The organism is Methylocapsa aurea (genome assembly GCF_000746085.1).
In the GTDB taxonomy this organism is placed as follows: Bacteria; Pseudomonadota; Alphaproteobacteria; order Rhizobiales; family Beijerinckiaceae; genus Methylocapsa; species Methylocapsa aurea.
In genome coordinates this window covers 15,673-28,580 of record NZ_JQKO01000014.1, presented here as the reverse complement: position 1 = coordinate 28,580, position 12,908 = coordinate 15,673, and the positions used below count along the sequence as shown (strand labels likewise).

Below are 12,908 nucleotides of genomic sequence, written 5' to 3'. Positions count from 1 at the left end.
TCATCCTAGATTCTTCGATACGGTGCTGGCCATGTCGGAGGCGGCCTGGATCACCTTTGAGTTCATCTCATAGGCGCGTTGCGCGGAGATCAAATCGGTGATTTCCTTGACCGGATCCACATTCGAGCTTTCGAGATAGCCCTGGCTGATCGTCGCGAACCCTGGGTCGCCGGGAACGCCGGCGACGGGCGCGCCGGACGCCTCGGTCTGGCGGTAGAGATTATTTCCTAATGGCGTCAACCCGGCCTCGTTGGCGAAATTCGCGAGCGCGAATTGACCGATCTGCTGCGGCGTCGTTTGCCCGGCGACGATTGCGGCGACCTGCCCGGACTGGCTGATCGTCACGTCGAGCGCATTGTTCGGAATGATCATGGTCGGACTGACCATATATCCGTCCGTCGTCACGATCTGGCCTGTCGCATTGGTGTTGAAGGCGCCGGCGCGCGTATAGACCGTGTCCCCATTCGCATCGGTGACCTGAAACCAGCCGCGTCCGTTCAATGCGACGTCCAGCCGATTTCCGGTATTCGCCAAGGCGCCCTGAATATGCAAATTGCGGATCGCCGCGGTGCGAACCCCAAGGCCGAGCTGCGCCCCCTCAGGAATCGTGTTGTTCTGACCGCGGCTCGACACGCCTTGAAGCCGCTCGGCCTGATATAGCAAATCCGTGAATTCCGCGCGCGCACGTTTGAAGGCGGTGGTGTTGATGTTGGCGATGTTGTTGGCGATGACCTGAACATTCAAGTCCTGGGCCGCCATGCCTGTCGCGGCAATGGAAAGCGCTCTCATCTTGTTTCCTTATATCGCCATCTGACTGAGCGATTGATAAGCGGAGACGACCTTGTCGCGGATCGCGATCGCGGTCTGGAGCGAGCGCTGGGCCTCCATGATGGACTCAACCACATGCTGTACAGAGGCGTGGCCCTGCACCCCGGAAATCGAGGCCGCTTCGCCAGCTTTAAGGCTGTTGATCGCCTCGCCAACTTGGGCGAAAACCTGGCTGAAATCGGCGCCGGTGGCCGCTGGGCTGGCGATCGGCGCCGCAACCGAAGCCACCGCAGAAGCGGCTTCCGACCCCGCGGCGCCAAACGCCGAATTCACAAGAGCGAGCGAAGGGATCATGATGATGTCCTCAAGAGATCGAGATTAGCGGCGTTCAAATTGGTGGCCTGTTTGACGACCTGAAGATTGGCTTCATAGGATCGATTTGCCTCCCGCATGTCCGCCATTTCCATGAGGATGTTTACGTTGGGAAGCTTGACGAAGCCCTTTGAATCGGCCGCCGGGCTGCCAGGATCCTGTTCGACGCGGAAAGGCGAGCGATCCACGCCGACGGTCTTGATCCGCACGAGATCGGCGCCCAACGCTTGATCCATCTCGCTCTCGAACGTCACCGTCTTGCGCGCATAGGGATTGGCGCCCGGCGCCGCTCCGGTCGATTGCGCATTGGCCAGGTTTTCCGAGACGATGCGAAGCCGCGCCGATTGGACCTCGAGGCCGGAGCCCGCGATCTTGATCGCTGCATTGAGGGGATCGATCATGGCTATCCTTTCAAGCTCGCCATCAGCATTTGGTTGAACGCCTTCACAACGCCGCGATTCAAAGAATGCGCGCTGTTCACCTCTCCCGCTTTCATCAGCTCCTGTTCTAGGCTGACCGAATTGCCGGAATGCGTCACTTCCCAATTCGAACCATCTTTGACCGAGATCGAGTCCGGCGTCAGAGGATCGAGAGCGAGATGAAGCGGATTGGTTGCGGCCAAAGCCAAGCTGGCGTCATTAAAGACCGCCTCGAAGGGCGGAACATCCGCGGCCTTAAAGCCGGGCGTATTCGCATTGGCGATATTCCCGGCGACCGCCGTTTGCCGCGCGGACAGCCAAAGCGCCTGTTGCGAAGCAAGATCAAAAAGATAAACCGGTCCCACAATGAGCACTCCGATGCAGGCCTGCGTCGGATGTGAGATGTAGAGAAGCGAACTTGTCCGGGGCTGGCGCGCCGCTAGGGCGAGATCGTGGCCTTTAGCCTCCCACCGCAAGCGCCCTGATCGCCCGCGCTCGCCTAGGACGCGCGACCCTGTCCTAGAACATGATGCCGAAAAGTGGGAACCGGTTTTCAAACGACATCATGCTCTAACACTTTGAGGAGAGGCGGATTTAAGACTTTGGACGAGATCGCGTTGCGATTCCGTCCAAAATCATCCGGCTCTAGAGAAGCGAGGCATAGATCTCGATTGCGGATCCAGGCTGTCAATTGCAGCGGCTGCGCCAGATCGCCGCCGAGAGCAATGGAGCGTCGAAGATCACACGGCATCCAAAGCGAGGACGACCCGCACGCATAGGATCTCCATTGCCTTGCCTCAGGAGTTGGCATGATCATTTTCGATGGCCAGCATGACAACAAACGATTTTCTTTATGATTTTGGCTCCTGTAGATTTTTAGGAAGCTGAAGCCGCGATACGTGACGCTACATCTCGCGCTCGACTTCGGCGATCCATCAAAAAAACAAATGAGGCATGGGAGATGAGTTTAATTTCTGACACAACCACTGCCCGCGCGGAGGCTGGAGCCGCCTCCGCCGCGGCGAAGATATGGGATCCAGCGCCGATGTTCATCGGCGCTGGCGTGATGTGCGCCTTCTATCTCGGCGTGCGCATCTACGAGCAGAAATTCGGCTGGCTTTACGGGCTCGATTCCTTCGCCCCTGAATTCCAGACCTATTGGATGCGCATCCTCTACATCGAAGAGCCCGTCGAACTGATCTCCTTCCTCGCGATCGTCGGCTATCTCTGGAAGACCCGCGACAAGGACCTCGCCAATGTCGCCCCCCGCGAAGAACTGCGGCGCATCTTCTATCTTTTGAACTGGTTGATCATGTACGGCATCGCGATCTACTGGGGCGCTAGCTACTTCACCGAGCAGGACGGCACCTGGCACCAGACGGTCATTCGCGACACCGACTTCACGCCCAGCCACATCATCGAGTTCTATATGAGCTACCCGATGTATATCATCATGGGCGTCGGCGGCTTCATGTACGCAAGAACCAGGCTTCCGACCTTCGGCACCAAAGGCTACTCGATCGCCTATTTGATGCTGTTCGTCGGCCCGTTCATGATTTTCCCGAACGTCGCGCTCAATGAATGGGGCCATACGTTCTGGTTCATGGAAGAGCTGTTCGTTGCTCCCCTGCATTGGATGTTCGTCTTCTTCGGCTGGTTCATGCTCTCGGTATTCGGCGTCGTTCTGCTAATCCTCGGCCGGATCCAGGAGCTTTGCGCCGGCAATGAAGACGTCCTCGGCCTCGAGCCGGCGGAATAGCAAACAAGCGCCGGCGGCGGCGATCTCAACGATCCGAACCGCCAGCGTTCAGGCCGAGAGGCCGCACCTATATCTTGGGAATTGAGATCAACTCGAAATGCGCTCCGGTAATCCGGCGGCCTCAGTCCGGTGGAGCATCGACTTAACAAGGTGAAACGCGCGATTTTCCCCGCTGTTCACATGGCAGCGGCACGCGGGGGAAATCGTCGCCTGCGCCTAAGCAGGTGTCTTTTTCAAGCAAACTGCGCCTGCGTCCGAACCCTTGACCTCGAAGTCATCGCTTCGCCGTTCTCCCTATCAAAGGGGCGCCGAAAGACCCGTGACAGGATTATGGGTCGTTCGCGAGGGAGCAAGCCGGTCAGCCCTACGGGCGCGCATTCAATGCCGCGGCGCGGCGGACGCAAAGCCCGGCCATGAGCCGTCAAGATCAGCGGTGGGCGGCGCCGTAGCCTAGCGGGCGTTCATGCGTTAACAGTCACGCTCGGCGACCCGATGATGGCGGTCGGCCAAACCAGATATAGATTTCGCATGGAGCTCCACCAGATCAGACATTTCCTCGCCGTCGTGGAAACAGGCAGTTTCACGAAGGGAGCGCAGCGCGCAGCCGTTTCGCAGTCGGCAATCTCGCACAGCATCGCGAGGCTCGAGGCGGAGCTTGACGTCAAATTGCTCGACCGGCAGCGCACGCCCGTGGTCCCGACAGCCGCCGGGATGCGCGTGCTCGCGGCGGGCAAGACAATTCTATATGCCTGGAATACGGTGAAAGCCGAGCTGCAAACGATCGCCGCTCCGAAACTTCTGAAATTGGGAGTGCTGCAAACACTCTCCAGCGGCCAGGTGTCGAAGCTGCTCAGCGCGTTCCGGCGCGCCAACCCCGAGGTGGCGATCGAGGTGTCGGATGGAACGTCCGAACGACTGGTCAAATCTCTCCAAGAACAGAAGCTTGACACGATCCTTACGATTTTCGACAGCGACGCCGCCAAGTTTTCAGGGCGGGTTCTTTTCAAAGAACCCTACGTCTTGGCTGTTCCAGAACATCATCGCTTCGCGCTGCGATCGGCCGTGAAGCTCGCCGATCTTTTGAATGAACCTTTCATCGCGCGGACGCGCTGCGATAAGGACCACGAGCTGGGCAGCTTGCTTGTTTCGCACGGCATGAAGCTGCGCGTCGTCTATAAGACCGACCAGGATGATAGGGCGCTGGCGCTCGTCGCCGCGGGAATAGGCGTTGCGTTTGTTCCAGCCCATTTCTCGGCTCCGGCCGTCAGACAGGTGGCGGTGTCGGACATGGCGATCATGCGAACGATCGGTCTCCTCTGGTCGCCAGAACGAGAGGACAGCGATCTAGAAGAATTTATAAAATTCGCCGAGAGCCACGATTGGATGCTGTAACGGGGAATTGACGTCTTCGCGGATGTCGCGGCCGTAAATTCGTTCCAATCCATCGGCGCATTCACGCATATTGGTCATCCAATTTTCACAACAATTTGAAAACACAAAAACCTATGGCGGACGCGCTGCAAAGCCCGCTATATTTCAATTGCGCAACCGGTAACCTGCGGGCGCTTTTTTGCGCCGATTCGTGCTGAACTTTGTAGCGTCCGCTTTCGTTTGTCCCGCCCTGACGCAGTTCCGCCGCGGAGCTAAGGCATGACCCGGTCTTTCCCCAATCCCGTTTTCCGCTTCGCGCCTTCATCGAACGGCTATCTTCATCTGGGCCACGCCTATTCCGCCTTGATGAATTTCGACATGGCGCGGGCGAGCGGCGGGCGCTTGTTGCTGCGGATCGAGGATATCGACATCGAACGCTGCCGTCCCGAATTCGAACAGGCCATTTACGAGGACTTGCGCTGGCTAGGCCTGAGCTGGGAGGAGCCGGTTCGGCGTCAATCCGAGCATTTTTCCGATTATGCCGTCGCGCTCGACAGACTCACGGAGCGCCGGTTGACTTACCCCTGCTTTTGCACGCGAGGCGAGATCATTACCGCGGTCGCCGGGAAATCCGACTGGCCCCGCGATCCCGACGGCTCCCCGCTCTATCCAGGCGCGTGCAAACATCTCTCAAAAGAGGAGCGCCGGCGCCGGCTCGCGGCGGGCCAGCCTGCGGCGCGGCGGATCGACATGGACGCCGCGCTCGCCGCGGCGAAGCTCCAACTCGGCTGGCGCGAATTTGGCGCGGGCGCGCAAATGCGCGATGTCGCCGCCGAACCGGCGCGGTGGGGCGACGCGGTGCTCTCGCGCAAGGATGTGCAGACGAGCTATCACATCGCCGTGGTGGTCGACGATGCGCTGCAGGGCGTGACCGACGTCGTGCGCGGCGAGGATCTGTTCATGGCGACCAGCCTGCATCGCTTGTTGCAGGCGTTGCTCGACCTTCCAGCCCCGTCCTATCATCACCACATGCTCCTGCGCGATGCATCGGGGCAGAAGCTGTCCAAGAGCCTGCGGGCAAAATCCTTGCGGGCTCTGCGTCAGGAAGGGGTTTCTTCCGCCGCCGCACGCGAAAGCCTCACCCGCAATCTGACCCTAGCGACCGCGCGGTGACGCGTCGCCCAGCAAAGTTCGAGGCGCGCGACAGGAAAATGCGATATGCTCACTTGCGAATCCCACCGCGCCGAAGATGAAATGGCGCGGCGAATTTGCAGGGTCCAAACTGGCGCTTTCGCCGCGCAGCGTAACGCCCCCACACTCATGACGGTGACGATAATGAGATTTCTCGGCGGTGTCCTCGTTCTGCTCCCCTTTGCTTTTGCAACTTTGGCGGCCGGTTCGGCCTGCGCCGATCCCGCACCCCGCCCCGACGCTCCCCCTCGCGCAGACGCTCCCCCTCGCGCAGATGCTCCAGCTCGCGCAGATGCGCCCGCTCGCCCGACGGCTCCGGCCGCGCCCGTCAAAATCCATCAAGTTTTCGACATCGACCGGGAAGGCAACAAGATCGGCGCCACAACCATCGACATTGAGCGCCAGAACGATGCGACGACCGTCAAAACGGTCACGGATATTTCCGTCAAGGTGATGATGTTCGAGGCTTATCGCTTCGAACATACCGCAACCGAGACATGGAAGAACGGCCAATTGGTTGCGTTCAAATCGCGGACCAACGACAATGGAACCAAACATGCGATCGATGTCGGGCCCGGTCCGACGCCCGACAAACTAAAGCTGGACGTTGACGGCAAGCATAGCGAGGTCCCCAAGACGATCGCCCCGGCCAGCTTGTGGAGCAAGGACATCGTCAACCACCCTGACCTGTTCGAGCCTGCTAATGGCAAACGTCTGTCGATCAAGGCCAAGGATCTTGGCGAAGAAACCTTAATTCTACGCGGCGTCAAGCATCAGACCCGCCACTACAGAATTTCCGACAAAACGCCAGGTGAGTTCGACCGCGACTTGTGGTTCGACGGCGACCTTCTTGTTCGGATGAAGCTGCTCGGCACTGACCGTTCAACGATCATTTCGGATTTGCGCTAGGGCACGATGCCAAAGCCGGATAAAATCCTACATTAGAACAAAGAGATAGCGAGCCAAGGCGATTCCGCATATGCTTGGCGAAGGCCCCCTCTCCATTCCGGCCGACGAATCATTTGGGTAAAACTTAAGGAGAATCGGGCGGCGGCCCCGGACTGGATTTTCGCCGCCTGAAAACTTTGCTAAAATGCCTTTGCGCGGCGCCAGCCGCGATGATTCGCGGCGCCCCACTCAGTCAGCGGGAGGGACCATGCGTTTGTTCACCGGACTCGAGATCCCCTCCGATCTTGCGCTCGATCTCAGCATGATGCGCGGCGGAATCAGCGGCGCGCGCTGGATCGACGTTGAAAACTACCACATCACCTTGCGCTTCATCGGCGACATCGACGACGCCACCGCCTGCGATGTCCATTCGTCCCTCGAGCAAATCAGGCGGCGGCCTTTCACCGTCACCCTCGAAGGACTGAGCTCCTTCGGCGGCGACAAGCCCAGGGCGATCGTCGCCAAAGCCAAACCCGCTTCCGATCTGGTCGAACTCCAGGCGCAGCAGGAGCGGCTGCTTCGGCGGATCGGGATCGCGCCCGAACCGCGCAAGTTCACGCCGCATGTCACTCTGGCGCGGCTGCGGGCCGCCTCCTCCGCCGCTGTCGCGGATTACCTCTCGGTGCGCGGATATTTTCTCTCGCGCCGCTTCGAGGCGCAGCGCTTCGTCCTGTTCTCGTCGCGGGCGTCCACGGGCGGCGGCCCCTATGTCATCGAGGCCGCCTATCCGCTCGGCTGACCCCGATGGCGCAACATCATCGGCAGGCCATTTGCCGGCCGTAGGGTAATATGCTGCACCGGCGTCACGAGATGATTTTTCTTCAGATCGAGCCGGAACGACCGCATGATATGGGCGAGAAGGATCGCCGCCTCCTGCATCGCAAACGAGGCGCCGATGCAGACTCGCGGCCCCGCGCCGAACGGCAGATAGGCGAAGCGATCGATTTTTTCACGGGCGCCCGGCAAGAAGCGCCGCGGATCGAAGCTTTCCGGATCATCCCAGAGCAAGCGATGCCGGTGCAACACCCATTGCGACACCATGACCAAAGTATTCTTGCGGATGCGCTTGCCGGCGAGATCGTCGGGGCCGATCGCCTGCCGGCTCATAGTGGCGGCCGGCGGATAGAGACGCATCGCCTCCTCTATGACCGCCCTCGTCTCGATAAGCCTTTCGGCATAGGTCTCGACCGGGCCCGCAAGCACGGCGTCGGCCTCCGCCGCGAGGCGCTCCCGCCACTCGTTTGAAAGCGAAAGCAAAAACAGCGACCAGGTCAAGGCGTTGGCGGTGGTCTCGTGCCCGGCGCCGATGAAGGTCAACACGTTGGATTGAACCTGGGATTCGCTTAACCCGGCGCCGGTTTCGGGATCCTGGGCTTCGAGGAGCAAGGTCAGGATATCGCGCGGGGCGGCGGCCTTGTCCTTGGCCAGAAGCGATTTGCGCCTGTCAATGATCTCTTGGACCGCCTCATTGAAGAAATCGAGCGCGCTCTGGTTGCCGCGCTTGCTCCATCGGGAAACCCACTCCGGGAAATCCAGCATGTCGAACGGATCGAGTTGCCCCAGCGTCAGGAAATAGCGGGTGATCGCGGTCATGAACGTGTTGGCGTCGCGGCCAAGCCCGTCCGAAAAGATCGTCCGCCCAAGCACGTCGAGCGTCACCCGCCCCATCTCGGGCTGGATGTCGATGATCCGTCCCGCGCGCAGGCGCCGCCAGCGCGCGACGAGATCGCGCGCGGCGTCGTCCGTCGCGCGCGCGAAAGAGGCGACCGTTCGGGGCGTGAAGAGCGGCGCCAGGGTGCGCCTTTGCACGCGCCAATCGTCTCCTTCCGCCAAGAACACGCCCTCGCGGAGCCCCGACCCGAGAATGCGCTTTTGTAGATCATCCTTGCGGTAATTGGCGGAATTATCGAGAAAAACGCGGCGAATAGCGGCCGGATCGCTCACCACGGCGATGGGACCTAAAATGGTCGGGCCAACGACGATGGGCAGCTCGAAATGCGCCTTGGTCCAGGTTTCTATCGGATTTTTTCGCAGCGCCCACAATGTTCTTAAGGGGCCAAGCGGGGCGTCGAGAGGTCGGGGCGCGGGCGGACGCAGGCGATCTGAATGGTCGATTTCGAGCGATGTCATGCTTATTCCATCCTTCCGCATCCGCATTTGACGGAACGGCAGGCGGCGCGCGGCGGTTCCGAAATATATCGCGCTTGGACTTTGACTCGATCCGAGTTGTGCGAAGCGCTTGCGGCCGCGCCCGCCGCGATATAGAACCCGGATCGATTGCTTTAGGCTCCCTTCGTCTAGCGGTCTAGGACGTCGCCCTCTCACGGCGAAAACAGGGGTTCGATTCCCCTAGGGAGCGCCAAGTAAATCAAAGGCTTAGCCAAAGACCTATCCCGGGAATCCAGTATTTGTCCAATTGGCGTATAACGGGCTGCGCGAACCGGCATCCGCTTCGCCAAGAAATGCTCTCAAGGAAAGCGCGAATCAGCGCGGGTCCTGACGCGGGCTTTGTGCATGGAAGGTACACATGGGACGTCAAATGAGCGGATTCGAAAAAAGGATTTTGGCTGGATCGCTGGCCTCCGCCTTGCTCGCTGCTTCCTGCGTCCTGGCCGAGGCCGCCGATCTCAACCTTGTCTGCACGGGAAACAGCTACGGAAAGGACGGTCCCTTTCCGACCGTTGAAACGGTCTCCCTCACAATACCGGCTTCCAAGCCGGTCATGGTCGCTCTTCCAGGCGAGACCAAACCGGCTCAGGCGCGCACAATCGCCAATAACGACATCCAATTGAAGTTTTCGGTCGCAGGTCTTACCGGGGAATATTTTCACTTTACCGGCGATCTCTTCCTCATCCGGCCGGATGGAAAACTGACCAGGCTGGTTTGCAAACCTTCCTAAATTCCTTGGCCTGAGCCGAACCTTTCGCGTCGCCGCAACGCCGCTTCCAGCGATGGCTGTTTGCGTCTCGACGGAAAGCTTCAATCATTCCCGTTCGATGCGAATGACCTGCGGCTTGTCGGCCAAAAATCCGTCGGCGACGATCGCGTCCAGCGCCTGACGGATGGTTTTCTCGTGCGTTGCATAGGTGATCAGGATGACCGGCGCGACGCCGGGCGCGTCTCCATTCGCGCCGGGACGCCGACGCTGCACAATGCTTTCAAGTGAAATCTCGCGCTCGGCCATGCGGGTCGCGATCGCCGCCGCGGCGCCTGGGCGGTCGAACACCGACAGTCTGACGTAATAGCCGCCTTTATGCAGTTGCATTGGCGCATGCGGCGCTTTCACCAGAGAAGCTGCAGGCAGGCCGAAGGGCGCGGAGCGCACCCCGCGCGCAATATCGGCTATGTCGGCGACGATCGCCGACGCGGTCGCCTGGCCCCCGGCGCCGGGTCCAACGAGGGTGAGTTCATGCACGGCGTCGGCGTCGATCGTGACCGCATTGGTGACCCCCATGACTTGCGCGATCGCCGAAGACTTCGCGACCATGGTCGGATGCACGCGCTGCTCGATGCCGTCTGGCGTGCGCTGGGCGACCCCCAGGAGTTTGACGCGATAGCCCAATTCCGCCGCCGCCTCGAGGTCGGCGAGCGTGATCGAAGAAATGCCCTCGACCGCGATCGCTTCGGCGTCGATAACCGTTCCAAAGGCGAGCGAGGTGAGGATCGCGAGCTTATGCGCGGTATCGAAGCCGCCAATGTCAAAGGTCGGATCGGCCTCGGCGTAGCCCAGGCTTTGCGCCTCGCTCAAACATTTCGCGAAGGACAAGCCCTCCAACTCCATCCGCGTCAGGATGTAATTGCAGGTTCCGTTGAGGATCCCATAGACGCGCTCAATTGAATTGCCCGCGAGGCCCTCGCGCAATGTCTTGACGATCGGGATGCCGCCAGCCACCGAAGCCTCGAAGGCCAGCGCCACGCATTTTTCCTCGGCGAGATGGGCGAGCCTCATCCCGTGTCTGGCGAGCAGCGCCTTGTTCGCAGTGACGACGGATTTCCCTGCGCCAAGCGCCGCCTCGGCCGCGGCCAGGGCGACGCCCCCCTCGCCGCCAATGAGTTCGACAAAAAGGTCGATATCGCCGGACTTGGCCAGATCCACCGGGTCATCGAACCAGCCAAAGCGCGCAAGATCGATCCCGCGCTCCTTGCCGGCGTCGCGCGCGGACACGCCGGCGACCGAAACTTGGCGGCCAGTCCGGTTCGCCAGGGCGTCCGCCTGACGATCGAGCATTTTAATGACCGCGGCGCCGACGGTGCCAAGACCAGCAATGCCGATACGCAAGGGAGACAGCATGGATGACAACGCCAGACAGCTGGAGGAGAAATGGCCGGCCAGATTAGAGCAGGTATCGAAAAAGGCGACGTGCTTTTTCGAATCGGCCTTCTTTCGGCCAGCGCGAGCTCCAATTATTCCGCTTTCTGTCGGTGTGGAAGCGGCAAGCAAAGACAATGCGGGACCCGAATCGTCACAAAGTCAAAATCGGGTTCCCGGATGGGCGCGGTTTTGCCCTATTTGTCCCGGCCGATCAAGAAGCCGGCCGACTCCCGGCCGCTTTTGTCCGCATCCGGCGTCGCCTCTAGAGCGCCTTCAGTTTCGGCGGGATCAGAAAGCAGCTCTAGGTCTTTGTTTTGTCACATTTTCTTAACGCGAACCGGTATCCACTTCGCCTGAAAATGCTCTAGTTTGCATGGGCTTTGCATAAAGAGAGCTCGTTAGAGCGGCGGCGACGCGGGCGCCGGCGAAGCCTGAGCAAAGGATTGAAGACATGACGTTGGACCTGAAGGGGGAATGGTCGGAGGCGGATCTCGCCAAACTGATCGCCTCGGTGAATGACGACAGGGATTGGCGTCTGGAAGTCAGCAAGGACGGCGTCGCCTCGTTGCAAGACAAGACCGCCAATCCAACGGGCGCCGATTACGACGAGGGTTTGCATTGCTATCTCGAGACCTGGAGCCAGGGGACCGATTTCGTTGGGCCGTCGGCCGCGGGCGACAAGGAGCTCGTCGGCAAGATCGGCAAGGCCCTGCGGGAGAATTATCCAAATTTGAAGAAGGACAAATTCGTCTACGTGGCTCTGTGAGGTTTGCGCGAGGCGCGCCGAAGCGCGCCTTTGCCGTCCGGTTGGGCCAGCGCAATGGTTCAGGCGCCGGCATCCCAGCCTGAGCAACCTTGCTTCGGAGCGACAATAGCTTAAATTGAGGTCATACGGATAGGACCAATCGGCGAGCCGCCTCTGGGACGAGACCCATGACCTTTGTTGACGCTATTGAAGTTGCGGGCCGCAAGCCGGGCCATATCAAATTGCACGGCGAGGAGGCCTTCGCCGGAATGCGCCGCGCCGGGCTTCTCGCGGCGCAGGCGCTCGATCTCATGACCGAACATGTGCGCCCGGGCGTGACGACCGAGGCGCTCGATTCGCTGGTCTTCGATTTCGCGCTGGCGCATGGCGCCTACCCTGCGCCGCTCGACTATCGCGGCTACCGCAAATCGATCTGCACCTCGGTCAACCACGTCGTCTGCCATGGAATGCCTGACCGCAAGCCGCTCAAGGACGGCGACATCGTCAACATCGATGTGACCTTCATCCTGGACGGTTGGCATGGCGATTCCAGCCGGATGTATCTTGTCGGCGACGTCTCCCGCCGGGCGCAGCGCCTCATCGAGGTGACCTATGAAGCACTGATGCGCGGCATGGCGGTGGTGCGCCCCGGCGCCACGACGGGCGATATCGGCGCCGCGATCCAGGAATTCGCCGAATCCGAGCGCTGCTCCGTGGTGCGCGACTTCTGCGGCCATGGGCTCGGCCGCCTGTTTCACGACGAACCCAATATCCTCCATTACGGCCGGCGCGGCGAAGGCGTGATGCTCAAGGCCGGCATGTTCTTTACCATCGAGCCGATGATCAATCTTGGCCGACCACAAGTCAAAATCCTGTCCGATGGCTGGACCGCCGTCACGCGGGACCGCTCCCTGTCGGCGCAATTTGAGCATTCGATCGGCGTCACCGAAACCGGCTGCGAGATTTTCACGCTGTCGCCTAAGGGCCTGCATCACCCTCCCTACGAGACCCCAGCGGCCTAGC

At 60.5% G+C, this 12,908-nt stretch carries 14 protein-coding genes and 1 tRNA gene; 9 read left to right on the top strand and 6 right to left on the bottom strand.

Annotated features, from left to right (window positions below; genetic code table 11):
* From flgG to flgB, 4 genes are read right to left on the bottom strand one after another with little or no spacing between them, the layout of a single operon-like run.
* Positions 1–789 carry a flagellar basal-body rod protein FlgG gene (gene flgG, locus DL86_RS10995; protein WP_036261285.1) on the bottom strand — a complete coding sequence of 263 codons (789 nt, stop codon included), beginning with the start codon at positions 787–789 and terminating at the stop codon, positions 1–3.
* Between the two features lie 9 nt (positions 790–798).
* The gene (gene fliE, locus DL86_RS10990; protein WP_036261282.1) at positions 799–1,122 is read right to left on the bottom strand and encodes a flagellar hook-basal body complex protein FliE; all 324 of its coding nucleotides are present in this window, start codon (positions 1,120–1,122) and stop codon (positions 799–801) included.
* Positions 1,119–1,538: a flagellar basal body rod protein FlgC gene (gene flgC / locus DL86_RS10985; RefSeq protein ID WP_036261404.1), complete on the bottom strand. Its 420-nt coding sequence runs from the start codon at positions 1,536–1,538 to the stop codon at positions 1,119–1,121. Before flgC ends, fliE begins: the two co-directional genes overlap by 4 nt.
* 5 nt (positions 1,539–1,543) lie before the next feature.
* A complete protein-coding gene (flgB, locus tag DL86_RS10980) occupies positions 1,544–2,035 on the bottom strand; it encodes a flagellar basal body rod protein FlgB (RefSeq protein WP_342585866.1) in 492 nt (163 codons plus the stop codon).
* A gap of 485 nt (positions 2,036–2,520) precedes the next feature.
* On the opposite strand from flgB, the gene amoC reads away from it, so the two are divergent.
* The 5 genes from amoC to thpR all read left to right on the top strand — a co-directional run bounded on the left by amoC (position 2,521) and on the right by thpR (position 7,567).
* A complete protein-coding gene (gene amoC, locus DL86_RS10970; protein WP_084572853.1) occupies positions 2,521–3,318 on the top strand; it encodes a bacterial ammonia monooxygenase, subunit AmoC in 798 nt (265 codons plus the stop codon).
* A 528-nt stretch (positions 3,319–3,846) separates the two neighbouring features.
* The gene (locus tag DL86_RS10965; RefSeq protein ID WP_036261276.1) at positions 3,847–4,710 is read left to right on the top strand and encodes a LysR family transcriptional regulator; all 864 of its coding nucleotides are present in this window, start codon (positions 3,847–3,849) and stop codon (positions 4,708–4,710) included.
* Positions 4,711–4,968: 258 nt separating this feature from the next.
* Positions 4,969–5,862: a tRNA glutamyl-Q(34) synthetase GluQRS gene (gene gluQRS, locus DL86_RS10960; RefSeq protein ID WP_036261273.1), complete on the top strand. Its 894-nt coding sequence runs from the start codon at positions 4,969–4,971 to the stop codon at positions 5,860–5,862.
* Positions 5,863–6,024: 162 nt separating this feature from the next.
* The gene (locus DL86_RS10955) at positions 6,025–6,789 is read left to right on the top strand and encodes a DUF6134 family protein (RefSeq protein WP_036261401.1); all 765 of its coding nucleotides are present in this window, start codon (positions 6,025–6,027) and stop codon (positions 6,787–6,789) included.
* A 247-nt stretch (positions 6,790–7,036) separates the two neighbouring features.
* Positions 7,037–7,567 (top strand): RNA 2',3'-cyclic phosphodiesterase, encoded by a 531-nt coding sequence (gene thpR / locus DL86_RS10950; RefSeq protein ID WP_036261400.1) that lies wholly within the window; start codon positions 7,037–7,039, stop codon positions 7,565–7,567.
* On the opposite strand, the gene DL86_RS10945 is transcribed toward thpR, so the two are convergent.
* Positions 7,552–8,958 carry a cytochrome P450 gene (locus DL86_RS10945; RefSeq protein WP_051953242.1) on the bottom strand — a complete coding sequence of 469 codons (1,407 nt, stop codon included), beginning with the start codon at positions 8,956–8,958 and terminating at the stop codon, positions 7,552–7,554. The genes thpR and DL86_RS10945 overlap by 16 nt on opposite strands.
* A 156-nt stretch (positions 8,959–9,114) precedes the next feature.
* Here DL86_RS10945 and DL86_RS10940 point away from each other — a divergent pair.
* Positions 9,115–9,190 (top strand) — tRNA-Glu (locus tag DL86_RS10940).
* A gap of 177 nt (positions 9,191–9,367) precedes the next feature.
* Positions 9,368–9,727, top strand: a complete 360-nt coding sequence (locus DL86_RS10935) for a hypothetical protein (protein WP_036261270.1) — start codon at positions 9,368–9,370, stop codon at positions 9,725–9,727.
* An 84-nt stretch (positions 9,728–9,811) separates the two neighbouring features.
* Here the strand turns inward: DL86_RS10935 and DL86_RS10930 are convergent, their stop codons facing one another.
* Positions 9,812–11,119, bottom strand: coding sequence for a homoserine dehydrogenase (locus DL86_RS10930; protein WP_036261267.1), 1,308 nt, complete (start codon positions 11,117–11,119; stop codon positions 9,812–9,814).
* A gap of 472 nt (positions 11,120–11,591) precedes the next feature.
* On the opposite strand from DL86_RS10930, the gene DL86_RS10920 reads away from it, so the two are divergent.
* On the top strand, positions 11,592–11,906 hold the full coding sequence (locus tag DL86_RS10920) for a hypothetical protein (protein WP_036261261.1): 315 nt from the start codon (positions 11,592–11,594) through the stop codon (positions 11,904–11,906).
* A gap of 167 nt (positions 11,907–12,073) precedes the next feature.
* Positions 12,074–12,907 (top strand): type I methionyl aminopeptidase, encoded by an 834-nt coding sequence (gene map / locus DL86_RS10915; protein WP_036261259.1) that lies wholly within the window; start codon positions 12,074–12,076, stop codon positions 12,905–12,907.
* Position 12,908: the final 1 nt, after the last annotated feature.

Excerpts from the sequence above, each read along its gene's own strand:
- flgG (WP_036261285.1), bottom strand. The coding sequence starts at position 789 with ATGAGAGCGCTTTCCATTGCCGCGACAGGCATGGCGGCCCAGGACTTG.
- fliE (WP_036261282.1), bottom strand. The coding sequence starts at position 1,122 with ATGATCCCTTCGCTCGCTCTTGTGAATTCGGCGTTTGGCGCCGCGGGG.
- amoC (WP_084572853.1), top strand. The coding sequence starts at position 2,521 with ATGAGTTTAATTTCTGACACAACCACTGCCCGCGCGGAGGCTGGAGCC.
- DL86_RS10965 (WP_036261276.1), top strand. The coding sequence starts at position 3,847 with ATGGAGCTCCACCAGATCAGACATTTCCTCGCCGTCGTGGAAACAGGC.
- gluQRS (WP_036261273.1), top strand. The coding sequence starts at position 4,969 with ATGACCCGGTCTTTCCCCAATCCCGTTTTCCGCTTCGCGCCTTCATCG.
- DL86_RS10955 (WP_036261401.1), top strand. The coding sequence starts at position 6,025 with ATGAGATTTCTCGGCGGTGTCCTCGTTCTGCTCCCCTTTGCTTTTGCA.
- thpR (WP_036261400.1), top strand. The coding sequence starts at position 7,037 with ATGCGTTTGTTCACCGGACTCGAGATCCCCTCCGATCTTGCGCTCGAT.
- DL86_RS10945 (WP_051953242.1), bottom strand. The coding sequence starts at position 8,958 with ATGACATCGCTCGAAATCGACCATTCAGATCGCCTGCGTCCGCCCGCG.
- DL86_RS10935 (WP_036261270.1), top strand. The coding sequence starts at position 9,368 with ATGAGCGGATTCGAAAAAAGGATTTTGGCTGGATCGCTGGCCTCCGCC.
- DL86_RS10930 (WP_036261267.1), bottom strand. The coding sequence starts at position 11,119 with ATGCTGTCTCCCTTGCGTATCGGCATTGCTGGTCTTGGCACCGTCGGC.
- DL86_RS10920 (WP_036261261.1), top strand. The coding sequence starts at position 11,592 with ATGACGTTGGACCTGAAGGGGGAATGGTCGGAGGCGGATCTCGCCAAA.
- map (WP_036261259.1), top strand. The coding sequence starts at position 12,074 with ATGACCTTTGTTGACGCTATTGAAGTTGCGGGCCGCAAGCCGGGCCAT.